Source organism: Actinomadura monticuli (assembly GCF_041463655.1).
In the GTDB taxonomy this organism is placed as follows: domain Bacteria; phylum Actinomycetota; class Actinomycetes; order Streptosporangiales; family Streptosporangiaceae; genus Spirillospora; species Spirillospora monticuli.
Genome location: NZ_JAXCEI010000021.1, coordinates 1 through 20,449, shown reverse-complemented (window position 1 = coordinate 20,449; position 20,449 = coordinate 1). Strand labels below are relative to the sequence as shown.

Annotated in this window: 19 protein-coding genes and 1 pseudogene; 11 read left to right on the top strand and 9 right to left on the bottom strand. The window is 74.7% G+C overall.

Going from position 1 to position 20,449, the window contains the following annotated elements:
- The first annotated feature begins 83 nt into the window (after positions 1 to 83).
- The 3 genes from SM611_RS32780 (at position 84) to menD (ending at position 3,665) form a co-directional block, all read left to right on the top strand.
- On the top strand, positions 84 to 983 hold the full coding sequence (locus SM611_RS32780; RefSeq protein ID WP_371954209.1) for a 1,4-dihydroxy-2-naphthoyl-CoA synthase: 900 nt from the start codon (positions 84 to 86) through the stop codon (positions 981 to 983).
- 85 nt (positions 984 to 1,068) lie between these two features.
- Positions 1,069 to 2,001 carry an o-succinylbenzoate synthase gene (locus SM611_RS32775; RefSeq protein WP_371954295.1) on the top strand — a complete coding sequence of 311 codons (933 nt, stop codon included), beginning with the start codon at positions 1,069 to 1,071 and terminating at the stop codon, positions 1,999 to 2,001.
- Complete coding sequence (menD, locus tag SM611_RS32770) at positions 1,998 to 3,665, top strand: 2-succinyl-5-enolpyruvyl-6-hydroxy-3-cyclohexene-1-carboxylic-acid synthase (RefSeq protein WP_371954208.1); 1,668 nt, start codon at positions 1,998 to 2,000, stop codon at positions 3,663 to 3,665. The genes SM611_RS32775 and menD overlap by 4 nt, the downstream gene beginning before the upstream one ends.
- A gap of 152 nt (positions 3,666 to 3,817) precedes the next feature.
- Here menD and SM611_RS32765 read toward each other — a convergent pair whose 3' ends face one another.
- Positions 3,818 to 4,597 (bottom strand): tyrosine-protein phosphatase, encoded by a 780-nt coding sequence (locus SM611_RS32765; RefSeq protein ID WP_371954207.1) that lies wholly within the window; start codon positions 4,595 to 4,597, stop codon positions 3,818 to 3,820.
- Positions 4,598 to 4,802: 205 nt separating this feature from the next.
- On the opposite strand from SM611_RS32765, the gene SM611_RS32760 reads away from it, so the two are divergent.
- A complete protein-coding gene (locus tag SM611_RS32760) occupies positions 4,803 to 5,843 on the top strand; it encodes a fatty acid desaturase family protein (protein ID WP_371954206.1) in 1,041 nt (346 codons plus the stop codon).
- 22 nt (positions 5,844 to 5,865) lie between these two features.
- Complete coding sequence (locus SM611_RS32755) at positions 5,866 to 6,684, top strand: Fpg/Nei family DNA glycosylase (RefSeq protein ID WP_371954205.1); 819 nt, start codon at positions 5,866 to 5,868, stop codon at positions 6,682 to 6,684.
- A gap of 37 nt (positions 6,685 to 6,721) precedes the next feature.
- On the opposite strand, the gene SM611_RS32750 is transcribed toward SM611_RS32755, so the two are convergent.
- The 6 genes from SM611_RS32750 to SM611_RS32725 all read right to left on the bottom strand — a co-directional run bounded on the left by SM611_RS32750 (position 6,722) and on the right by SM611_RS32725 (position 12,479).
- Complete coding sequence (locus tag SM611_RS32750) at positions 6,722 to 7,972, bottom strand: cation:proton antiporter (RefSeq protein WP_371954204.1); 1,251 nt, start codon at positions 7,970 to 7,972, stop codon at positions 6,722 to 6,724.
- A 6-nt stretch (positions 7,973 to 7,978) separates the two neighbouring features.
- Entirely contained in the window at positions 7,979 to 8,461 is a 483-nt protein-coding gene (locus tag SM611_RS32745) for a cation:proton antiporter regulatory subunit (RefSeq protein ID WP_371954203.1), read from the bottom strand.
- Between the two features lie 86 nt (positions 8,462 to 8,547).
- Positions 8,548 to 9,582 (bottom strand): helix-turn-helix transcriptional regulator, encoded by a 1,035-nt coding sequence (locus tag SM611_RS32740; protein WP_371954202.1) that lies wholly within the window; start codon positions 9,580 to 9,582, stop codon positions 8,548 to 8,550.
- A gap of 45 nt (positions 9,583 to 9,627) precedes the next feature.
- Positions 9,628 to 10,863: an isochorismate synthase gene (locus SM611_RS32735; protein WP_371954201.1), complete on the bottom strand. Its 1,236-nt coding sequence runs from the start codon at positions 10,861 to 10,863 to the stop codon at positions 9,628 to 9,630.
- A 212-nt stretch (positions 10,864 to 11,075) separates the two neighbouring features.
- A complete protein-coding gene (locus SM611_RS32730; RefSeq protein ID WP_371954200.1) occupies positions 11,076 to 11,663 on the bottom strand; it encodes a biotin transporter BioY in 588 nt (195 codons plus the stop codon).
- Positions 11,664 to 11,792: 129 nt separating this feature from the next.
- Positions 11,793 to 12,479, bottom strand: coding sequence for a spermidine synthase family protein (locus SM611_RS32725; protein WP_371954199.1), 687 nt, complete (start codon positions 12,477 to 12,479; stop codon positions 11,793 to 11,795).
- Positions 12,480 to 12,593: 114 nt separating this feature from the next.
- Between SM611_RS32725 and SM611_RS32720 the strand changes: the two genes are divergently transcribed.
- From SM611_RS32720 to SM611_RS32695, 6 genes are all read left to right on the top strand, one after another.
- On the top strand, positions 12,594 to 13,394 hold the full coding sequence (locus tag SM611_RS32720; protein WP_371954198.1) for an SDR family NAD(P)-dependent oxidoreductase: 801 nt from the start codon (positions 12,594 to 12,596) through the stop codon (positions 13,392 to 13,394).
- A 44-nt stretch (positions 13,395 to 13,438) separates the two neighbouring features.
- Complete coding sequence (locus SM611_RS32715) at positions 13,439 to 13,960, top strand: GNAT family N-acetyltransferase (RefSeq protein WP_371954197.1); 522 nt, start codon at positions 13,439 to 13,441, stop codon at positions 13,958 to 13,960.
- Between the two features lie 62 nt (positions 13,961 to 14,022).
- Positions 14,023 to 14,973 (top strand): S1C family serine protease, encoded by a 951-nt coding sequence (locus SM611_RS32710; RefSeq protein WP_371954196.1) that lies wholly within the window; start codon positions 14,023 to 14,025, stop codon positions 14,971 to 14,973.
- A gap of 171 nt (positions 14,974 to 15,144) precedes the next feature.
- Complete coding sequence (locus SM611_RS32705; RefSeq protein ID WP_371954195.1) at positions 15,145 to 16,719, top strand: glycoside hydrolase family 10-like protein; 1,575 nt, start codon at positions 15,145 to 15,147, stop codon at positions 16,717 to 16,719.
- 57 nt (positions 16,720 to 16,776) lie between these two features.
- Complete coding sequence (locus tag SM611_RS32700) at positions 16,777 to 16,977, top strand: DUF3040 domain-containing protein (RefSeq protein WP_371954194.1); 201 nt, start codon at positions 16,777 to 16,779, stop codon at positions 16,975 to 16,977.
- Positions 16,978 to 17,334: 357 nt separating this feature from the next.
- Positions 17,335 to 17,961 (top strand): ATP-binding protein, encoded by a 627-nt coding sequence (locus SM611_RS32695; protein ID WP_371954193.1) that lies wholly within the window; start codon positions 17,335 to 17,337, stop codon positions 17,959 to 17,961.
- Between the two features lie 58 nt (positions 17,962 to 18,019).
- Here the strand turns inward: SM611_RS32695 and SM611_RS32690 are convergent, their stop codons facing one another.
- Complete coding sequence (locus tag SM611_RS32690; RefSeq protein ID WP_371954192.1) at positions 18,020 to 19,156, bottom strand: helix-turn-helix transcriptional regulator; 1,137 nt, start codon at positions 19,154 to 19,156, stop codon at positions 18,020 to 18,022.
- A gap of 94 nt (positions 19,157 to 19,250) precedes the next feature.
- A pseudogene (locus SM611_RS32685) lies at positions 19,251 to 20,449 on the bottom strand (hypothetical protein); the annotation flags it as partial.

Sequence of the window (20,449 nt, the reverse complement as noted above, 5' to 3'; positions counted from 1 at the left end):
TGAACGCGTTCAAACACGGGAGCGGTTGAATGGGTCACGACCGACCGCGACCCGGCCGGCGCGGTCGCCGAGGAGAGGAACACATGGTCTCTGAGCTGTTCGACGCGGACGCCTGGAAAGAGGTCGAGGGCTTCGGCTTCACCGACATCACCTACCACCGCGCCGTCGACCACGGCACGGTGCGGGTGGCGTTCGACCGCCCGGACGTGCGCAACGCGTTCCGTCCGCACACGGTGGACGAGCTGTACCGGGCGCTGGACCACGCGCGGATGTCCAGCGACATCGGGTGCGTGCTGCTGACGGGCAACGGGCCGTCGCCGAAGGACGGCGGCTGGGCGTTCTGCTCCGGCGGCGACCAGCGCATCCGCGGCAAGGACGGCTACAAGTACGCCGAGGGCGAGACGTCGGAGACGATCGACCCGGCGCGGGCCGGGCGGCTGCACATCCTGGAGGTGCAGCGGCTGATCCGGATGATGGGCAAGGTCGTCATCTGCGTCGTGCCGGGCTGGGCGGCGGGCGGCGGGCACAGCCTGCACGTGGTGTGCGACCTGACGATCGCCAGCCGGGAGCACGGCAGGTTCAAGCAGACCGACGCGGACGTGGCGAGCTTCGACGGCGGGTTCGGGTCGGCGTACCTGGCGCGGCAGGTCGGGCAGAAGTTCGCCCGCGAGATCTTCTTCCTGGGCGACACCTACGACGCCGAGGCCGCGCACCGGATGGGCATGGTCAACGCCGTCGTCCCGCATGCCGAGCTGGAGGCGACGGCCCTCGAATGGGCGCGGAAGGTCAACGGCAAGAGCCCGACGGCGCAGCGGATGCTGAAGTACGCGTTCAACCTGATCGACGACGGGCTCGTCGGGCAGCAGGTGTTCGCCGGGGAGGCGACGCGCCTGGCCTACGGGACCGACGAGGCGGCCGAGGGCCGGGACGCGTTCCTGGAGAAGCGCGACCCCGATTGGTCGCGTTTCCCGTGGTACTACTAATGGACCCAAGGCACGGTGTGGTCCGGAATACCGTGATTCGGTAGGCAGGTCAGGGGGTCAGCGGGTGCGGGTCTACTCCATCCCGATGCGGACGCGGTTCCGCGGTGTGACGCGCCGGGAGGGCGTCCTGATCCAGGGCCCCGCCGGCTGGGGGGAGTTCTCGCCGTTCGCCGAGTACGGCCCCGCCGAGTGCGCCCGCTGGCTGGCCGCCGCCCGGGAGGCCGCGCACGAGGGCTGGCCCGCGCCCGTCCGCGACCGGATCCCGGTGAACGTGACGATCCCGGCGGTCGGCCCGGACCGGGCGTTCGCGATGACCAAGGAGTCCGGCTGCCGGACCGCGAAGGTGAAGGTCGCCGAGCGCGGCCAGGGCGACGCCGACGACATGGCGCGGGTCGAGGCCGTCCGGGACGCGATCGGGCCGGACGGCCGCGTGCGCATCGACGTGAACGGCGGCTGGGACGTCGACCACGCCGCCCGGATGATCCGGGCGCTGGACCGCTGGGAGCTGGAGTACGCCGAGCAGCCCTGCGCGACGCTGGAGGAGCTGGCGCTGGTGCGGCGGCGGGTGGACGTGCCGGTCGCCGCGGACGAGTCGATCCGCCGTGCCGAGGACCCGCTGAAGGTGCGGGCCGCGGGCGCCGCGGACGTGGCGGTGCTGAAGGTGCAGCCGCTCGGCGGGGTCGCGGCGGCGCTGCGGGTCGCGGAGGCGTGCGGCCTGCCGGTGGTGGTGTCGAGCGCGGTGGAGACGTCGGTGGGGCTGGCGGCGGGGGTGGCGCTGGCCGCCGCGCTGCCGGAGCTGCCCTACGCGTGCGGGCTGGGGACGCTGTCGCTGCTGGAGGGCGACGTCGCCGGCGATCCGCTGCGTCCGGTGGGGGGCGAGATCGAGGTGCGGCGGCCCGCGGTGGACGAGGAGGCGCTGCGCCGCTGGGAGGCGCCCGACGCGGCGGGATGGCGGGCCCGGGTCCTGGCCGCGCAGGAGCATATGGACGGCCCCGCGGTGATCGGGGCGGCGTCGTGAACCCGGCGACCGCGCTGGCGACCGTCCTGGTCGATGAGATGCTGCGCTGCGGGATGACGGACGCGGTGCTGGCGCCTGGGTCCCGGTCGGCGCCGCTGGCGCTGGCGCTGCAGGCGGCCGAGGAGGCGGGGCGGCTGCGGCTGCACGTGCGGATCGACGAGCGGTCGGCGTCGTTCCTCGGGCTGGGGCTGGCGAAGCGGTCCGGTCGTCCGGTGGCGCTGGTGTGCACGTCGGGGACGGCGGCGGCGAACTTCCATCCGGCGGTGATCGAGGCGCACGAGTCGGGCGTCCCGCTGGTGGTCCTCACCGCGGACCGTCCGCCGGAGCTGCGCGACACCGGCGCGAACCAGACGATCGACCAGGTGAAGCTGTACGGGACGGCGGTGCGGTGGAGCACCGAGGTGGGCGTGCCGGAGAACCGTCCCGGGATGGTGGCGTACTGGCGGTCGCTGGTGAGCCGGGCGTGGGGGGCGGCCCAGGCGCCGTCGCCTGGGCCGGTGCACCTGAACGCGGCGTTCCGGGAGCCGCTGATCCCCGACGGCGACGGGACGTGGTGCGAGCCTCTCGACGGTGACGAGACGGGCGCGTGGACGAAGGTGCGCCCGGCGACGCCGGGGTCGGTGCTGCACGTCCCGCCGACCCGCCGCGGCGTCCTGGTGGTGGGGGACGGCGCCGTGAACGTGAAGCGGTACGTGGCGGCGGCGTCGATGGCCGGCTGGCCCGTGCTGTCGGAGCCGAATGGCAACGCCCGCTACGGCGACCACGCCTTGTCGTCGCACCATTTCCTGCTGGGCGTCCCGGAGTTCGTGGAGACGCACCGCCCCGAGGTGGTGGTGACGCTGGGCAAGCCGGGTCTGTCGCGTCCGCTGCTGTCGCTGCTGCGCCGCGCGGAGGAGCACATCGTGCTGGCGCCTGATCTGACGCGCTGGCCGGACCCGGTCCGGTCGGCGACGCAGGTGGCTCCCGAGGTGGAGATCCCGGTGGTGTCGGGCGACGACGCGTGGCTGAAGTCGTGGCGGAGCGCGGACCTGGCCGCCGCGGCGGCGATCGACGCGGTGCTGGACGCGGTGCCGGAGGTGAGCGAGCCGCGGCTGGCCCGTGACCTGGTCGCGGGGCTGCCGGGCGGTTCGCTGCTGTTCACGGCGGCGAGCATGCCGATCCGGGACCTGGACCAGGTGATGCGGCCGCGGCGCGGCATCCGGATCATGGCGAACCGGGGCGCGAGCGGCATCGACGGGCTGATCTCCACGGCGATGGGGGCCGCGCTGGCGCACAGCGGCCGCTCCTACGCGCTGCTGGGCGATCTGGCGTTCCTGCACGACCAGAACGGACTGATCGTCGGCCCGTACGACCGGCGTCCCGACCTGGCGATCGTCGTGGTGAACAACCAGGGCGGCGGGATCTTCTCGCTGCTGCCGCAGGCGGCGCTGCGCGGCCCGTTCGAGCGGGTCTTCGGCACGCCGCACCAGGTGGACGTGGAGGCGGTCGCCGCCGCGCACGGCGTCCCGTACCGGCGGCTGGAGGCCGCGGCCGACCTGCCGAAGGCGATGGCGGGGGAGGGGCTGCGGATCATCGAGGCGCGTACCGGCAGGGAGGCGAACGCGGCCCTGCACGCCGACCTCCGCAAGGCCGCGCAGGCCGCCGTCCGCGAGACTCTGGCCTGACCCGACGCACTGGCGCCGCGATCCGGCGGCGTCGAATGCTTCACCCTTGAACTTACAGTGTAAAGGCCCTGGGCGGTAGCACTGCTCGCTCCATCGTCAAGAAACAAATCCATCAGCAACATCGAGGTCGCGTCCGGTGTTGGGTCGATGGGTCAGACGGCGAAGAAGCGTTCGCGAAGGGCGTCGGTGTCCTCGGGCGTCCAGCCATGACCGGCCAGCCAGCCGAGCGTCCCGCCGAACTCCTCGTCGACGCGGGCGAGGAGCTTCTCCATCATGGCGGCGTGCGGCTGGTGGGTCTCGGCGGGGCGGGAGTCGAGGTCGGCGGCGTAGGTGTCGCTGGCGCGCAGCCGGTCCAGGACGGCGTCGAGGCGTTCGCCGGTCTGGGCGTAGTCGGCCACGATGGCCTCGCGGGTGACGCCGGCGGCGTCGAGGGCGAGGGCGCAGACGACCCCGGTGCGGTCCTTGCCGGCCGCGCAGTGCACCAGTGACGAGCCGTCGGTGCGGGTCATGACGCGCAGGGCGGCGACGATGGAGTCGCCGCGGTCGGCGAGGTAGCCGAGGTAGTGGCCGGTCGTGCGGTCCTGCCAGGGGAGCGCCTTGTCGACGTCGGCGGCGCTGACATCGGCGGCGACATCGGTGTGGCGGCCTCCCTCGGCGAACAGTGACAGGTGGTGGACGGTCACCGTCGGTATCCGGGTGAGGGGGCCGGGGCCTTCGAGCCGGACCTCGGCGTCGCTGCGCAGGTCGATGACGTTCTTCAGCGCGTAGTCGTCGAGGAGGACGCGAAGGTCGCCGACCGAGAGGTCCTGGAGGTTGTCGGAGCGGAGCACGCGTCCCCGCCGGGTGGTCCGGCCGTCTGCCGCGGGGAGCCCGCCGAGGTCTCGGGCGTTGACCGCACCGTCCAGTTCGATCCACCGCGTGCCATCGTCCATGACTTATGACCTTATATGGCGGCGGTCCCCGGTCTTTTACGCAGGGTCCTGCCGTGCCGGGCGGGTCGCCCGGGGGAGCGAGGGACATCGGGTGTTACCGGGACCTTCGAGCCAGGGCGGGTATGGCTCCGCAGCGTGGCGACCGCACGGTCTCACACTGCGTAGCTTTCGGGTAGTCGTCTTTCCCGCTCGAACTGGAGGCTCCATGCCCGCGACCCTGCACGTCCCGTCCGCTCCGGCGGCGACTCCCGGGAGGTCTTCCGGGAGTGACTTCGCTCCGCTGGCGCGGCGGGTCCGCGAGAGCGGGCTGCTGGAGCGCCGCCGCGGGTACTACGCGCGGGCGATCGGGCTGAACCTGGCCGCGACCGCCGCGGTGTGGGCCGCGGTCGCGTGGGCGGGGGACAGCTGGTGGACGGTCCTGCTGGGCGTCCCGCTCGCCGTCCTCGCGGCGCGGGCGGCGTTCCTCGGGCACGACGCGGGGCACCGGCAGATCGCGCGGAGCGCGCGGGCGAACCGGTGGCTCGGCCTGCTGCTGGGCAATCTGCTGCTGGGGATGGGGCACGGGTGGTGGAACGACAAGCACAACCGGCATCACGCGAACCCGAACCATGTGGGCAAGGACCCGGACGTCGGCGAGGGGGTGCTGGCGTGGACGCGGGAGCAGGCCGGGCGGAAGCGGGGTGTGGCGCGGTGGGTGGCGCGGCATCAGGCGGCGCTGTTCTTCCCGCTGCTGACGCTGGAGGGCGTCAATCTGAAAGTGGGGAGCCTGCTGTTCCTGCGGGGGCGTTCCCGGCGCGACCGACTGGTCGAGGGCGGTCTGCTGCTGGTGCACGCGGCGGGTTATCTGGCGCTGGCGTTCACGCTGCTGCCGGTGCCGCAGGCGGTGGCGCTGATCGCGGTGCAGCACGCGCTTTTCGGTGTGCACCTGGGGGCGGTGTTCGCGCCGAACCACAAGGGGATGGCGATGCCGGAGCCGGGTGAGCGGTGGGGGCATCTGCGGCGGCAGGTGCTGACGTCGCGGAACGTGCGGGGCGGGGTGGTCACGGACTGGCTGATGGGCGGGCTGAACTACCAGATCGAGCATCACCTGTTCCCGGGGATCCCGCGGTGCGGGCTGCGTCGGGTGCGGCCGATGGTGATGGAGCACTGCGCGGCGGTGGGCCTGCCGTACACCGAGACGGGGCTGGTGGAGTCGTACCGGCAGGCTCTCGGTCACATGCGGGAGATCGGGGAGCCGCTGCGGTAGGGGCGGGGCTATGCTCCGGGCCATGCCCGAGGGACACACGATTCATCGCCTGGCCGCCGAGCATCAGCGGATGTTCGGCGGCCTCGCCGTCGCCGCCGTGAGCCCGCAGGGGCGTTTCGCGGAGGGTGCGCTGCGGCTGGACGGGCGGGTGCTGGTGGACGCGGACGCGCATGGGAAGCATCTGCTGCTCGGGTTCGACGACGAGGTGACGTTGCACGTCCATCTGGGGATCTACGGCCGGTTCGGGTTCGGGGAGCTGCCGGCGCCGGAGCCGGTGGGGGTGGTGCGGCTGCGGTTGTCGGGCGGGGGGCATTTCGCGGATCTGCGGGGTCCGAACACGTGCGAGGTGCTGGAGCCGGGCGGGGTGAAGGTGCTGCGCGACCGGCTGGGGCCGGATCCGCTGCGGGCGGACGCCGATCCGGAGGTGGCGTGGCGGCGGATCAGCCGGTCGCGGACGCCGATCTCGGTGCTGCTGATGGATCAGTCGGTGGTGGCGGGGCCGGGGAACATCTACCGGGCGGAGGTGCTGTTCCGGCAGGGGGTCGATCCGCGGTTGCCGGGGCGGCGGCTGGCGGCGGGGCAGTGGGCGGCGATCTGGGACGATCTGGTGCTGCTGATGGCGGAGGGTGTGCGGGCGGGGCGGATCGACACGGTTCGTCCTGAGCACACGCCGGAGGCGATGGGGCGTCCACCGCGGGTGGACGATCATGGTGGTGAGGTGTACGTGTACCGGCGTGCGGGGTTGCCGTGCCTGGTGTGCGGGACGCCGGTGGCGGCGGCGGAGGTAGCGTCGCGGAATCTGTTCTGGTGTCCGGGGTGCCAGCCGTCCGCGGGCGGGTGACGTCCGCGGAGGGGCCGGGCGGTCAGGTGATGGGCGGTCAGGTGATGGTGGGTGTGGGGCCGGTGTCGCCGGTGGGGACGGGGCGGGGGATCACCGGTACGTCGTCGTCGGTCTGCGGGGCGCGGCGCTGTGCGCGGCGGGTGCGGAGGCGGGCGGCGAGGGGTTCGGTGCCGCGGGCGAGGACGGGGCCGACGACGGCGAGGATGAGGACGTAGGCGGCGGCGAGGGGGCCGAGGCGGGGGTTGGTTCCGGCGCTGACGGCGAGGCCGGCGATGACGATGTTGAATTCGCCGCGGGGGACGAGGGCGGCGCCGGCGCGCAGGCGTCCGGTGGTGGCGACGCCGGCGCGGCGGGCGGCGATCCAGCCGGTGGCCATTTTGGTGAGGACGCCGGTGGCGGCGAGGAGTGCGGCGATGCCGAGGACGGGTGGGAGGTCGCCGGGGTCGGTGTGGAGGCCGAAGAAGACGAAGAAGACGGCGGCGAAGAGGTCGCGGAGGGGTGCGAGGAGTTTCTGGGCGGTGTGGGCGAGGCTGCCGGACAGGGCGATGCCGACGAGGAAGGCGCCGACGGCGGCGGAGACCTGGAGTTGCTGGGCGATGCCGGCGACGAGGAGGGTGAGGCCGAGGACTTTGAGGAGGAGGACTTCTTCGCTGGGGCTGGCGACGAAGCGTTCGACGAGTTTTCCGTGGCGGAGGGCGATGTAGAGGATGGCGGTGATGGTGGCGGCGGCGATGCCGAGTGTGGCGGCGCCGCCGAGGAGGCCGGCTCCGGCGAGGAGTGCGGTGAGGATGGGCAGGTAGGCGGCCATGGTGAGGTCTTCGAAGACGAGGACCGACAACAGGGCGGGGGTTTCGCGGTTGCCGAGCCAGCCGAGGTCGCCGATGACTTTGGCGGTGATGCCGGAGGAGGTGACGTAGGTGACGCCGCCCATGGCGACGGCGGCGACGGGGCCCCAGCCGAGGATGAGGGCGGCGGCGACGCCGGGGGCGGCGTTGAGGACGAGGTCGGCGAGTCCGGTGGGTGCGGATGTGCGGAGGGTGCCGACGAGTTCGCCGGCGGTGTATTCGAGGCCGAGGGTGAACAGCAGGAGGATGACGCCGACTTCGGCGCCGATGGAGACGAATTCTTCGCTGGTGGTGAGGGGGAGGATGCCGCCGGAGCCGAAGGCGAGGCCGGCGATGAGGTAGAGGGGGATGGGGGAGATGGAGAAGCGGACGGAGACGGCGCCGAGGAGTCCGAGGGCGAGGATGATGGCGCCGAGTTCGATGAGCTGTACGGCTGAGTGCATGGGCGGTCAGCCGTTGGCGAGGATCTGCGCCACGGCGGAGGTGCCTTCTCCGGTGCCGACGACGACGATGATGTCGCCGGCGGTGATGGTGAAGTCGGGGCGGGGGCTGGCGAGGACCTGTCCGTCGCGGACGACGGCGACGATGGAGGCGCCGGTGCGGGTGCGGGCGCGGGTGTCGCCGAGGGGGCGTCCGTCGTAGGGGGATCCCGGGGCGATGGGGTACTGCTCGGTGACGAGGCCTTCGACCTGGCGGTGGAGTTCGGCGAGGTGTTCGACGATGCGTCCGGTGCCGAGGAGTTCGGCGATGGCGTTGGCCTCTTCGGGGGTGAGGGCGACGGTGGCGATGCAGCTGTCGGGGTCTTCTTTGTCGTAGATGACGAGGTCGCGGCGGCCGGTTCGGTGGGAGATGACGCCGAGTTGGCGGCCGCGCCCGGTGGTCATGACGTGCTGCAGGCCGATTCCGGGCAAAGCGGTCCGTTCGACGTCCACGGTGCTTCGTCCTCCGTCTCACTGTGCTGGGGTCGTTTCGACCGTACCGGGGGTTCGGGGGTGCGTTTTCGCCGGTTGGCGGGTCATCATCCTGGCAGATGGGGGGTGTCGGGGGTGTAGCGGGTGGCGAGCGCGCGGACGGTCGCGGTGATCATGTCGCGGAGTTCGGGTGGGGAGAGGACTTCGACGTCGGCGCCGAGTTTGAGGAATTCGACGTGGGCGTGGCGGACGGATTCGATGGGGAGGGTGACCCGGGTCCATCCGTCGGTGTCGGGGGCGGTGTCGGCGGCGTCGATGGCGGCGCGGGCCATGGTGGGCGGGAGGAGGATGGGGGCGCGGGTGAGGCCGTCGGGGGAGAGCCGGACGGTGGCGTGCTCGGGGTAGGAGTCGGCTTCGAAGCGGTGGGTGTAGGCGGCCCAGTGGGCGGCGAGGTCGAATCCGTCGGGGCGTTCGAAGTGGTCGTGGCGGGTGGTGAGGGTGAGGACGCGGGAGATGCGGTAGGTGCGCAGGGCGGCGCGGGGCCCGTCCGGTGCGTCGGTGGTGTCGGGGGGTGGGGCCGGGCGGGCGATGAGGTACCAGGTTCCGGCTTTGAGGACGACGCCGAGGGGGTCGAGGGTGCGGGTGACGTGCTGGGGGTGGCGCCAGCGGCGGTAGCCGATCTCGATGCGGTGCTGGTTCCAGACGGCGTCGGCGATGGCGTGCAGGTGGGGGACGTCGTCGGGGGTGCGGAACCAGCCGGGTGCGTCGAGGTGGAAGCGTTCGCGGATGCGGGTGGCGCGGCCGCGGAGGGCGGGTGGGAGTGCGGCGAGGAGTTTGAGTTCGGCGGCGAGGACGTCGCCGAGGCCGAGTTGGGTGGCGGGTCCGGGGATGCCGGACAGGGGGAGGGAGGCGGCTTCGTCTTCGGTGAGGCCGGTGAGGCGGGTGCGGTATCCGCCGAGGAGTCGGTAGCCGCCGTCGGGTCCGCGGTCGGCGTAGACGGGGACGCCGGCGGCGCTGAGGGATTCGACGTCGCGGTAGACGGTGCGGACGGAGACTTCGAGTTCGGCGGCGAGTTCGCGTGCGGTCATGCGTTCGCGGGTCTGCAGGAGCAGCAGGAGGGACAGCAGCCGGCTCGCGCGCATCGTCCCAGTGTGCCCGGTGCTCGGGTGTGTCGGTGTGCCGTCGGGTCAGCCGTGGAGGGCGTACTGCATGGGGCGGAACTTGGTGCGGGCTTCGGCGAGTTCGGCGTCGGGGTCGGAGTCGGCGACGATGCCGCAGCCGGCGAAGAGGCGGGCGCGGGTGCCGTCGATCTCGGCGCAGCGCAGGGCGATGCCCCATTCGCCGTCGCCGCGGGCGTCGACCCAGCCGACGGGTCCGGCGTAGCGGCCGCGGTCCATGCCTTCGAGTTCGCGGATGAGGTCGAGGGCGATGTCGGTGGGGGTGCCGCAGACGGCGGGGGTGGGGTGCAGGGCGGCGACGACGTCGAGGACGGAGCGGTCGGCGGCGAGGCGTCCGCGGATGGGGGAGGCGAGGTGCAGGACGTTGGGGAGGGTGAGGAGTTCGGGCTGGGCGGGGACGGTCAGTTCGGCGCAGAGGGGGGTGAGGGCGTCGCGGACCATTTCGGCGGCGTAGCGGTGTTCTTCGCGGTCTTTGGCGGAGCCGAAGAGGCGGCCGGCGCGGGCGTGGTCGTCGGTGGGGGTGTCGCCGCGGGCGGTGGTGCCGGCGAGGACGAGGGATTCGACGTCGTCGCCGGTGCGGCGGATGAGGAGTTCGGGGGTGGCGCCGACGAGGCCGGCGCAGGAGAAGGTGTAGCAGCCGGGGAAGCGTGCGGCGAGGCGCTGGAGGAGGGCGCGGGCGTCGATGGGGGCGGTGGCGCGGGCGGTGATGTCGCGGGCGAGGACGACTTTGCCGAGGCGTCCGCCGCGGATGCGGTCGACGGCGGTGGCGACGGCGTCGGCCCAGTCGTTCTCGGGGAGGGCGCCGTCGCTCCAGTGCAGGGCGGTGGGGGGCTGGGGCGGGTTGGCGAGGGTGAGGGGGTCGGTGTCGTCGCCGATGGTGGTGAGCCAGGCGCGGCCGTCGCGGCGGCCGAGGATGCGGCGGGGGATGATGAGGGTGGAGTCGGGGGATTTGGGGTCGAAGCCGAAGGAGCCGAAGGCGACGGGGCCGGAGCCGGGGACGGCCACGGGGTCGTCGACGTCGGCGGTGCCGAAGAGGTCGCGGAGCATGCGGGCCGCGTCGGCGAAGCGGTCGTCGCCGCCGGGGAGGGTGAGGCGGGCGGCCTCGCCCCAGCCGACGATGCCCTCGCCGTGGCGGATCCAGGCGAGGGCGGTGGGGTGTGGAAGCCGTGCGATGAGGTCGCCCGGGTCGGGGACCGGGACGGTGTGGACGGTGAGTCGGTCCGGTGCTGTCACGGCGAGCTTCACCAGGCCACTGTACGACAGATTTGAACCTGTTCAAACGGTGGGGGCGGGGGTGCGGGGTGAGGTGTGCGCCACACGGGCGGCCTGTGCTGGGCCTGTGCGGGGGCGTGCGGGGGCGTGCGGGGGCGTGCGGGGCCGGCCGGGGCGCGTGTGGGGGCTCGTATGCCCGTCCGTCCCGTCCCCATGCGCGGGGACGGGACGGATGCGGGGCGGTGTCAGCGGCGGGCGGCGCCGGTGAGCTTCCAGGCGGCGGGCAGCAGCCCGGCCGCCAGCAGCACCTTGAGGGCGTCGCCGGCCAGGAAGGGCGTCATGCCGAGGTCGATCGCCTTGGCGAGGTCGACGTGCAGGGAGGCCATCAGGTAGGGGACGCCGGCGGCGTACATGATGACGGTTCCGGCGAGCATGGTGCCGACGGTGCGCAGCGGGGTGCGGTCGCCGCCGAGTTCGGCGAGGCGGCCGACGGCGGCGGCGGCGACCACGAACCCGATGATGTAGCCGAGGGTCGGGAAGCCGGCGCCGGAGGTGCCGTCGGTGAACCAGGGGACGCCCGCGATTCCGGCGAGCAGGTAGACGAGCATGCCGAGGGCGGCGCGTCCGGTGCCGAGGGCGGCGCCGGCGAGCAGGACGGCGAAGGTCTGGCCGGTGACGGGGACGGGGGTGCCGGGCAGCGGGACGGCGATCTGCGCGGCGACGCCGACGAACGCGGCGGCGCCGGCGACGAGGGCGGCGTCGCGGGCCAGGGAACCGGGCAGCAGGTCGCCCAGGACGGCGGGGCGCCGCTGGGTTGCGTGGGCAGTAGCCACAGATCCTCCCAAAAAGGTTTTGTCAGGCCGAAACCTAGCGAACTGGACGTTCGGGGAGGGTCGCGCGGGCTACAGAAACGGCCCGTCCCGCTTTGTAGGGGCGTGTGCGCGGCCCGTCCCGCGCGGCGCTCACCCGCCGGGGCGCGGGCGCGCGGCGAGGTAGACCACGTCGGGTTCGCCGCGCGGCACGGGCACCGGGCGGGCCTCGACGCGGGCGAACCGGTCGCGCAGCAGCGCCTCGAACGCCGGTGCGGCGCCGGCGCTCCACACCGCCAGGACGCCGCGCGGCGTCAGCAGGCGGGTGAGCAGGTCGAGGCCGGTGGGGGCGTAGAGGCGGGCGTTGCCGGGGGTGACGGTCCAGTCGGGGCCGTTGTCGATGTCGAGGCAGATCGCGTCGAAGCGTCCGGTGCCGGGGGCGGGGTCGGCGACGGCGTCCAGGAGGTCGGCGCACCGGACGGTGACGCGGGGGTCGTCCAGCGCTCCGCGCGACCAGGGGCGCAGTCGTGCGGTGTGCCACCCGATGACGGCGGGTTCGCGTTCGATGACGGTGACGTGTGTCACGTCGGGGAGGGTGAGGGCCTCGGCGAGGGAGAACCCGACGCCGAGCCCGCCGATGAGCAGCCGGACCGGTCCGTCCAGCCGCTCGGCGGCGGCGCGGACCAGCAGCCGCTCGGACTCGCCGTTGCGGGTGTCCATGAGGAACACGCCGTTGCTGATGATCTCGTAGTCGGCGCCGGCGCGGCGCAGCACCAGTTCGCCGCCGGCGCCGGCGGCGCGTTCGACCACGACGGGTTGTCCGGGTGCGGCGGTTCCCATGCCCGGCACCCTAGCCGCTCGCGCCCCTCGCGGGCCGCTTCCGGACGTTCCCGGCGGCCCCGGGCGGGCGTCGCCTCTGGGCGGGACGGGGCGGTGTCGGCTACGGTGCCGGTCATGCCCGATCTTCGCCCCTCCGGCGGGCTGCTGGCCGGACGCCGGATCCTGGTCGTCGGCGCGGGGACGCGGCCGAGCGCCGAGCCCGCCGCGCCGGTCGGCAACGGCCGCGCCATCGCGGTGTGCGCCGCGCGGGAGGGGGCGATGGTGGCGTGCGCGGACGTCGACGAGCACGCCGCGGGGGAGACCGTCGCGATGATCGCGGCGGAGGGCGGGAAGGCGTGCACGGTGGTGGCCGACGTGACCGACCCGGCGGCGTGCGACCGGGTGGTCACGCAGGCGGTGGAGGGGCTCGGCGGCCTGGACGGGGTGGTGTTCAACGCCGGGATCGGGATCGGGTACGGGCTGGCGGGGACGGCGCTGGCCGACTGGGACCGGGTCCTGCACGTGAACCTGCGGGCGCCGTTCCTGGTGGGCAAGGCGGCGATGCCGGCGCTGGAGGCGGGCGGGTCGCTGGTGTTCATCGGGTCCCTGGCGGGGACCAAGCCGGGGTCGCGGTCGCCGTCCTACGACGCGTCGAAGGCGGGGCTGACGGGGCTGGTGCGGCACATCGCCGCGGAGGGCGCGCCGCGCGGGGTCCGCGCGAACGTGGTGGCGCCGGGCCTGATCGACACGGTGATGGGGCGGGACGCCTCGGCGGGCAACCGGAGCCGCGACCAGGTCGCGCGGCTGATCCCGATGCACCGGCAGGGGACGGCGTGGGAGGTCGCGGACGTGGCGGTGTTCCTGCTGTCGGACCGCGCGTCCTATGTGACCGGGCAGGTCGTGCACGTCGACGGGGGGCTGTCGACGCTGCGCTGAGCCCGGGTGGCGGCGGGGGCGGCGGGGCCCTACGGTGGCGACCCGTGAACGATCATGTGCTGTTGCGGCCCGTCGCCGAGGACGATCTGCCGTTCGTGGAGCGGTTGCGCACCGATCCGGAGCTGGCCGGCCCGTTCCTGTGGGAGGGCTGGTTCGATCCGGGCCGGTTCCGGCGCCGCTGGCAGTCCGACGGGATGCTCGGCGAGGACACCGGGACCCTGCTGGTCGTGCGGGGCGGGGACCGGCTCGGGCTGGTGTCCTACCGCCGCCTGACGCCGGCGGCGCGGACGTGGTGCTGGAGCATCGGGATCTCGCTGATGCCGGGGGCGCGCGGGATGGGCGCGGGGACGCGGGCGCAGCGGCTGCTGGTGGAGTACCTGTTCGCGCACACGCCGGTGCACCGGATCCAGGCCGAGACCGACGTCGACAACGTCGCCGAGCAGCGCGCGCTGGAGAAGGCGGGGTTCACGCGGGAGGGCGTGATGCGCGGCTACAGCTTCCTGGGCGGCCGGTACCACGACGAGGTGCTGTACAGCGTTCTGCGGCCGGACCCGCGCCCGGCGTGACCGGGAACACCCCTTCCTCCCGGATGGTTACCGTGTAACGATGTAATCATCCGGGAGGTGGCATGGACGAGACCGAGCCGCTGGACGCCTACTCCCGCGTGGTGTCGGCCGTGGCGCGCGAGCTGACCCCGCGGGTGGCGGCGCTGCGGGTCCGGCACCGCCGCGGCGAGGGCGCCGGCTCGGCCGTGGCGTTCACCGACGACGGGTTCCTGCTGACCAACGCCCACGTGGTCGGTTCGGCGGCGGGCGGGCAGGCCGCGTTCGCCGGGGGCGCCACCGCCGACTTCACCGTCGTCGGCACCGACCCGCTGTCGGACCTGGCCGTCGTGCGCGCGGACGGCCCGACCCCCGGTCCGGTCGTCCTGGGCGACGCCGACGCGCTGGTGGTGGGGCAGCTCGTCGTCGCGGTCGGCAACCCCCTCGGCCTCACCGGGTCGGTGACCGCGGGGGTGGTGTCGGCGCTCGGCCGGTCGCTGCCGACCGCGCAGCCCACCCGCTCGGGTACCGCCGTCCGCGTCATCGAGGACGTCATCCAGACCGACGCCGCCCTCAACCCCGGCAACTCCGGCGGCGCGCTGGCCGACGCGGCCGGCCGCGTCGTCGGGGTCAGCACCGCCGTCGCGGGGATCGGGCTCGGCCTGGCCGTCCCGGTCAACGCGACGACGCGGCGGATCATCGCCGCGCTGATGCGCGACGGCCGCGTCCGCCGCGCGTTCCTCGGCCTGGCGGCCGCGCCCGTCCCCGTCCCGGCGGCGCTGCGCGCCCGCACCGGGCAGGACGACGCGCTGCGCGTCGCCGAGGTGGTGCCGGGCAGCCCCGCCGACCGGGCCGGGCTGCGCCGCGGCGACCTGGTCCTGACCGCGGGCGGCGCGCCGGTATCGCAGGCCCAGTCGCTGCAGAAGCTGATGTTCGCCGACGCGATCGGCCGGCCTCTGCCCGTCACCGTCCTGCGCAACGGCGCCATGGTCGACGTCATCGCCGAGCCGATCGAGCTCGACCCCGAACCCGCCTGACCGCGCCATGGCGGCGGCCGCCGCCGCCGGGCCTCGTTGCGATACGCCGCAAGGCAGGATCGGGTGAAACGGGACGGGAGAGGATCACACGGGCATTCGCGTTCTGGCCCGAGCATCGCAACGGGTGCGTAACAATGGGCCGCTATGGCTAGGCGATCCAGGTACCGGGCAATGGCGGCGGCGTTGACGGCGGGGGTGTCGGCGGGCGCGCTCGCCGCGTGCGGCATCCCCGCGTTCGGGGAGCGGGAGGCCGGCGGGCGCGGCCCCGTGCCGCCCGGCGCCAAGGCCGAATGCTCCGAGGTCGCCGCCCCCGGCGACTCCAGGGGCCGGCAGCTGCGCGGCATGTGGATCGCCACCGTCGGCGGCATCGACTGGCCCAAGGACGCCGGCGGCTCGGCCGCCGGCCAGAAGAAGCAGTACGTCAAGCTCCTGGACACCGCCGCCGCGATGAACATGAACGCCGTGTTCGTCCAGATCCGCCCGAACTCCGACGCGTTCTACGACTCCCCGTACGAGCCGTGGTCGCAGTGGATCACCGGCACCCAGGGCAAGGACCCCGGCTACGACGTCCTGGCGTTCATGCTCAAGGAGGCCCACGCCCGCAACCTGGAGTTCCACGCCTGGTTCAACCCCTACCGCGTGTCCCGCCAGGGCGATGTGAAGAAGCTGTCGCCCGAGAGCCCCGCCCGGCAGCACCCCGACTGGGTCCGCAAGTACGGGACGGGCCTGTGGTACGACCCGGGCCTGCCGCAGGTCCGCGACCTGGCCACCAAGGCCGTCATGGACGTCGTGACCAAGTACGACATCGACGCCGTGCACTTCGACGACTACTTCTACCCCTACCCCGAGGGCGGCGAGTTCCCCGACGGCGCCACCTACAAGGCCCACGGGAACGGCATGGACCGCGGCGACTGGCGGCGCAAGAACGTCGACACCCTCGTCGAGTCGCTGTCGGAGAAGATCCACGACGCCAAGCCGTGGGTCCGGTTCGGCATCAGCCCCTTCGGCGTCTGGCGCAACAAGGGCAACGACCCCGCCGGCTCGTCCACCCGCGCCCTGCAGAGCTACGACGACATCTACGCCGACACCCGCAAGTGGATCAAGAAGGGGTGGGTCGACTACGTCACCCCCCAGCTGTACTGGCCGATCGGCGACCCCCGCGCCGACTACGCCGAGCTCGTCGCCTGGTGGGCCGCGCAGGTCAAGGGCACCCGCGTGCAGCTGACCATCGGGCAGGCCGCCTACCGCGTCGGAGCCGACGCCACCTGGAAGAAGCCCGCCGAACTGTCGCGGCACCTCACCCTCAACGCCAAGTACCCGCAGGTCCGCGGCGACGTGTTCTTCAGCGCCTCCGACATCGCCGCCAACCGCCGCGGGTTCGCCGCCCGGCTCCGCGACGACCACTACGCGCGGCCCGCCATCGCGCCCGTCCCCGCCGGCCGCGGCGGCGCCGCGCCCCCGCCCGTCCACGACACCGCCGCCGTCACCGAGGACAAGGGCGTCCGCGTCACCTGGCGGCCCTCCCAGGGCGCCGCCTCCTACGCCGTCTACCGCGTGGACGGCGCCGCCCCCGGCTGCGCCCCCGTCGACCCCGGCCGGCTCATCGCCGACGTCCGCGGCGGCGGCATCATCGACCCGTCCGCCGAACCCGGCCGCGCCTACACCTACTACGTCACCGCCCTGGACCGCCTCCACCACCAGAGCGCCCCCGGCCGCGGCGCAACGGTCAACGCCCCGAAGGGATAATGATCATGATCTGCGGGGAGGAACCAGTCACCTGACCACCCCCCGGAGGTTTGAAGCATGGCGCTGTCGATGGAGGAGCAGCGGATCCTCACGCAGATCGAGGTCCGCCTGAGCGAGGACGACCCGCGGCTGGCCCAGCGCCTCGCCCGCCTCGGCGCCCCCCGCGGGCGCCGCGCCCGCGTCATCGTCCTCACCGCCGCCGCCGTCATCATCGTCCTGTCCGCGATCGGCGCCGGCATCGCGGCGGCCGTCCTCTAACACCACCCGTCCTCCCCGCACCGCGCACATGCGAACGCCGAGGCCCCGGCGAGATCGAACCCGCCGGGGCCTCGGCGTTCAAGCCGGTGTGGTGGTCGCCTCACGGCGAAAGGCACAACGAAGCTCCAGCCCGGACCGCATGGGACCGGCGGTATTCCCCGAAGGCGTCAGGTAGAGCCCGGGGGACACATGCCACACCGACCCGTCCACTCTAACGGCTCCCGGCGAGTGCCTCCTCCACCGGCACCCGCGCGCGCGGTCCACCTCACCCCCGGGTGAGGGTTTCCCTCCACCCGTGCACCGCCCCCGGACCGGGCGCGTCCCTGACTACGACCGCACGAAACGGGGGACCGCACGATGACGACCACCGGGACCGGGACGGCACCGCCCGAACCGACCGCGACCGAAGACCACCCGCACGCGGACGCCGCCACGGACCGCGCGGACACCGATGGCACCGACACCGACGGCACCGAGACCGGCCGCGCCGGTACGGCCGCGGCGTGGGAACTGCCCGCCCGCGCCACCGCCGCGTCCCGCGCCCGCCGCCTCACCGCGCGGGCCCTGCGGGACTGGCACGTCACCGACCCCGCCGACACCGGCGACATCGTCCTCATGGTCGACGAGCTCGTCACCAACGCCGTCGTACACGGCAGCGGCCCCGTCCGCCTCGCCCTCCGCCTCGACGGGACCCTGCTCACCGCCGAGGTCAGCGACGCCGACCCCGCCCCGCCCGCCGCCCCCGGCGGGCCGCCCCGCGTCCTGGACTGGTCCGAGGCCGGCCGCGGCCTGCTCCTGGTCGTCGCCCTCGCCACCGCCTTCGGTGCCCTGCCCCACCCGCCCGGCAAGACCGTGTGGTTCACCCGCCGCCTCACCCCGCCACCCGGCACCGCCCCCGCCGGCACGCTTTCGGCCGACGGAGCCCCGGCCGACGGCGCAGCGGTGCCCGCGCCACGCCGGCCCGCCCCCGGCGCCGCGCCCTGACCCGCGGCCCGCATCGCGTGCCGGACGCCGGGGCGGCGGGGGGGCGGCGGGGGGCGGGTCAGGCCTGCAGGGGGCAGCGGTCGACGACCCAGACCTCCTCCTCGTCGTCGCCCGGCGGCAGCGGCGGCTCGTCGGTGAGCCGGTCCAGATGCCACTCGATGTGGGCGAGCGGGCCCCGCCAGCCCGCCAGCAGGTCCGCCAGCGGACGCGGCGGCCCCGGCGGGCCGTAGGGGCGCGGGTCGGGCAGCTCGTCCTCCCACAGCGCGTCGTCGCAGTCCGCCGCCCAGTGCCCCACCGAGTCCAGCACCTCCTCCAGGTCGCGCGCCACCTCGCCCAGCGAGCGCAGCGCCATCGCGTCCTGGATCATCCGCTCCCGCGCGTGGTAGGGCATCTCCCGGTCGAACCCCGGCGGGAACGGCGGTCGCCGCCCCGCCGGCACCGGCTCCTCGCCCGTCGCCGCGGACCGGATCGCCGCCGCCTGCCAGCGCGTCCACTCCGCCAGATGCCCCAGCACGCCGCGCAGCGCCGCCGCGCCCCCGCCCGGCCGGCCCGGCGCCGCCGGGCCGCGCGCCTCGGCGGCCGCGTCGCGCAGCCGCGACCGGACGTGCTCCAGCCGGTCCAGCGTCCACGCCCGGGCCCGCGCCGGGCCCGCCCGGCCGCGCGGGCTCGGCTCCGCGGGAGGGCGCGGCACCGGCACCCGCAGCGCCGCCAGCAGCCCGTCCAGGTCGCGGACCTCCGCGGCCCGCCCCGACAGGAACGCCGCGCCGATCCGCTCCAGCCGGAACATCCGCGGCCCGTCCCGCATCCGGCACCACCCCACCAGGTACTCGCCGTAGGGGGCGATGACCAGGCCGTGCGCCTCCACGTCGCGGAAGCTGCGCGCCCCCGCCCGATCGGTGTAGGCCAGCCGCACCACGCGGCGGGTGCGGACCGCCTCGGCGAGCGTGCCGTGCACCGGGCCCATCAGCGACTCGACCTCGCTCAGCGGCGGCGGGTCCGGCGGCGGGGGCAGGACGTAGCCGCGGCCCGGCCCGGAGCGCACCGGCAGCCCGCCGTGGCTGAGCAGCTCCAGGTCGCGGCGGACGGTCCGCCCGCTGACTCCCAGCCGCGCCGCCAGGACGGCCGGGTCCAGCGGTTCGGGGGAGGCCGCCCGCAGCTCGGCGACGAGCGCCAGCAGCCGGTCTACGCGATCCACGCACCCATCGTGACCCGGGGCGCCGACATTCCGCCGCGCCGCGGGGCCCGAAATCCCCTGCGGGCAAGGGGAATCGGGCCCCGGCGGTGCGCGGTCAGCGGCCGGACAGCTCCGCCGCCAGGCCCTCGAAGTCGGCCGCCGTCAGCGACAGCGCGCTCCCGATCGCCTGCGTGGCCTCCGCGCTGCCCAGATGCCGCGTCGCGGCCCGGTCCAGGTAGGCCTCCACGAGCCGCGCGCCGGTCAGCCGCCCGCGCGGGCGCAGCGACCCCGCCTCGCGGTTCACCACCTCCCACGCGTCCGCGCCGAGCCGCAGGCTGCGCTCCTCGGCCAGCAGCCGCACCAGCGCCGCCCGCGCCTGCGCGCCCGACAGGTCCGGCAGCCGCACCGCGCGCAGATCCGCGGTGAGCTCCGGCGACGCCGCCGACAGCTCCCCGACCCGGTCCGGCTCGCACGTGCCGAGCAGCGCGGTGTCGTTGACGCCCTCCAGCCGCGTCCGGTACAGCACGGACGCGTACGCGGCGCCGTCGGCCTCGTCCAGGATCAGCCCGTCCAGCCCGTCCAGCAGCAGGACGTGGCCCGCGTGCTCCTCCAGCGCGGCGCGCAGCCCGTCGGGGCCGTGCTCGCGCAGGTCCTCGGCGTGGACGGAGTGGACCTCGCCACTGGAGGCCTCCACCTCCGCCAGCGCGCGGGCGACCATCCGGGCCAGCCGCCGCTGCCCGCTGGAGGGCGCGCCGATCAGCAGCAGCGCGGGCGCCGACGCGCTCGACACCTCCTGCCCGCGCAGCCGCCGCGCCCACTTGCCGCGCCGCCGCACCTCGGTGACGACGCGCTCGATGTCGTCGGCGCCGCACAGGAACCGGATCCCGTACGCCTGGGCGACCTGCGGCTCCGGCTCGGCGACCGGCGCGGCCGGCAGCGGGGGCGGCGGCTCGGGGACCGGCGCCGGCGGGGGCGGCAGGTCCGCGTGCGGGGCCGGATCCGCGGCGGCCCGCGGCATCGGAGGCATCGGCGGCAGGGCGGCCTGGGGATCCGGGGCCGGCGGCAGACCCTGTTCCGGCAGGGGCGGCGGGGCGGAGGGCCGCGCGGACGCGCCGGAGCCGGGCCACGCCGGGCCGGGGTCGAGCTGGGTCCTGAACGCGTCGGTGTCCAGCTGCGTGCGCTGCGGCTCCACCGGCCACACCGGGTCCGGCGCCGGGGGCGGGTAGGGGGCGGGGGCCGTGTTCCCCGCCGTCGCGTCCATCGTGGTCGCGTCGGGCCGCGGCGCGGGGGACGGCTCCGGCGCCGGGGCGGGCA

Bases quoted from the DNA above. Each gene is read 5' to 3' on its own strand.
- SM611_RS32695 (WP_371954193.1), top strand. From the start codon at position 17,335: ATGACGACCACCGGGACCGGGACGGCACCGCCCGAACCGACCGCGACC.
- SM611_RS32720 (WP_371954198.1), top strand. From the start codon at position 12,594: ATGCCCGATCTTCGCCCCTCCGGCGGGCTGCTGGCCGGACGCCGGATC.
- SM611_RS32700 (WP_371954194.1), top strand. From the start codon at position 16,777: ATGGCGCTGTCGATGGAGGAGCAGCGGATCCTCACGCAGATCGAGGTC.
- SM611_RS32750 (WP_371954204.1), bottom strand. From the start codon at position 7,972: ATGCACTCAGCCGTACAGCTCATCGAACTCGGCGCCATCATCCTCGCC.
- SM611_RS32765 (WP_371954207.1), bottom strand. From the start codon at position 4,597: ATGGACGATGGCACGCGGTGGATCGAACTGGACGGTGCGGTCAACGCC.
- SM611_RS32755 (WP_371954205.1), top strand. From the start codon at position 5,866: ATGCCCGAGGGACACACGATTCATCGCCTGGCCGCCGAGCATCAGCGG.
- SM611_RS32710 (WP_371954196.1), top strand. From the start codon at position 14,023: ATGGACGAGACCGAGCCGCTGGACGCCTACTCCCGCGTGGTGTCGGCC.
- SM611_RS32775 (WP_371954295.1), top strand. From the start codon at position 1,069: ATGCGGACGCGGTTCCGCGGTGTGACGCGCCGGGAGGGCGTCCTGATC.
- SM611_RS32760 (WP_371954206.1), top strand. From the start codon at position 4,803: ATGCCCGCGACCCTGCACGTCCCGTCCGCTCCGGCGGCGACTCCCGGG.
- SM611_RS32725 (WP_371954199.1), bottom strand. From the start codon at position 12,479: ATGGGAACCGCCGCACCCGGACAACCCGTCGTGGTCGAACGCGCCGCC.
- SM611_RS32705 (WP_371954195.1), top strand. From the start codon at position 15,145: ATGGCGGCGGCGTTGACGGCGGGGGTGTCGGCGGGCGCGCTCGCCGCG.
- SM611_RS32740 (WP_371954202.1), bottom strand. From the start codon at position 9,582: ATGCGCGCGAGCCGGCTGCTGTCCCTCCTGCTGCTCCTGCAGACCCGC.
- SM611_RS32780 (WP_371954209.1), top strand. From the start codon at position 84: ATGGTCTCTGAGCTGTTCGACGCGGACGCCTGGAAAGAGGTCGAGGGC.